Origin of the sequence: Streptomyces sp. AC555_RSS877, from assembly GCF_019049245.1 — a bacterium.
In the GTDB taxonomy this organism is placed as follows: domain Bacteria; phylum Actinomycetota; class Actinomycetes; order Streptomycetales; family Streptomycetaceae; genus Streptomyces.
Genome location: NZ_JAGMUK010000056.1, coordinates 1 through 1,404 on the forward strand (window position 1 = coordinate 1; position 1,404 = coordinate 1,404).

At 70.5% G+C, this 1,404-nt stretch carries 1 protein-coding gene; it reads left to right on the forward strand.

From position 1 onward, the window contains the following. The first annotated feature begins 54 nt into the window (after window positions 1–54). A complete protein-coding gene (locus KUM49_RS25330) occupies window positions 55–1,317 on the forward strand; it encodes an IS701 family transposase (protein ID WP_217239250.1) in 1,263 nt (420 codons plus the stop codon). Window positions 1,318–1,404: the final 87 nt, after the last annotated feature.

Consider the following 1,404-nt stretch of genomic DNA (forward strand, 5'->3'; position numbering starts at 1 on the left):
GTTCAGTCGCTGGTGGCGTGTCCGTTTGATGGGGCGGGCCGTTGACCGGGTGTGATGAGTGGGGAGTTGGCCGCGGTCCGGTGTGATCTGGAGGACTTCGCGGCGGAGGTGTTCGAGCCGTTCGCGCGGGCGGATCAGCGCCGTTGGGGCGAGGTCTATCTGCGGGGACTGCTGCTGGACGGGCGGCGCAAGTCGGTGGAGCCGATGGCCGCCCGGCTGGGCGACGACGGCAACCGGCAGGCGCTGGCTCACTTCATCACCTCCAGTCCGTGGGATGCCGCGCATGTGCGGGCCCGGCTAGCGTGGCGGATGCAGCAGGTGATCAAGCCGGCCGCGCTGATCATCGATGACACCGGGTTCCTGAAGGACGGTGATGCGTCGGCGTGCGTGACGCGGCAGTACACCGGCACCGCGGGCAAGGTCACCAACTGCCAGGCCGGGGTGTCGCTGCACCTGGCCTCGGACGGTGCCTCGGCGGTCATCGACTGGCGGCTGTTCCTGCCCGAGAGCTGGGATCCCGCCTCGCCGAAGGCCGATCCCGCCAAGGTGGCCCGTCGTGGGCCGTGCGGCATTCCCGCCGAGGTGGGCCATGTCGAGAAGTGGCAGCTGGCGCTGGACATGATCGACGAGACTCGGTCGTGGGGCATCGATGTCCCGCTCGTCGTGGCCGACGGCGGTTACGGCGATACGGCCGCTTTCCGGCTGGGCCTGGAAGAACGCGGGCTCGACTACGTGGTGGGCATCTCGACCACGACGACCGCGCAGCCGGAAGGGGCGCGGCCGCACGTCCCGCCCTACGGCGGTCGCGGCCCCCGGCCCCAGCCCGCCTACCCCGAGCCGGCGCAGAGGGTGAAGCAACTGGTCATTGCGGCCGGCAGGCAGGCCGCCCGGCCGGTGCAGTGGCGGGAGGGCTCCCGCCCGGGCAGTGGCCGCAGCGGCTTCAAGCGCATGTACTCACGCTTCGTGGCCCTGCGGATCAGGCCTGCCGGGCGCGAAATCCGCAAGAGCACCGACGGCCCCGAGCTGCCGGTGCGCTGGCTGCTGGCCGAATGGCCCGCAACCGAAGCCGAACCCGTCCAGTTCTGGCTGTCCAACCTGCCCGCCGATACGCCGCTGGCCACTTTGGTGCGCACCGCGAAGCTGCGCTGGCGCATCGAGCACGACTACCGCGAGATGAAACAGGCTCTGGGCCTGGCCCACTTCGAGGGCCGCACCTGGAAGGGCTGGCACCACCACGTCACCCTCGTCTCCGTCGCACACGCCTTCTGCACCCTCCAGCGCATCACCCGGTCCCCAAAAGGGACGGCGTCGGCCTGAGCCTCTACCGGGTTGCCCGCGAACTGCAGTTACTCCTCGCGGTCTGGACCGGCGCCTGCCCCACCTGTCACCGCGACATGCCAGACC

Excerpts from the sequence above, each read along its gene's own strand:
- KUM49_RS25330 (WP_217239250.1), top strand. The coding sequence starts at position 55 with ATGAGTGGGGAGTTGGCCGCGGTCCGGTGTGATCTGGAGGACTTCGCG.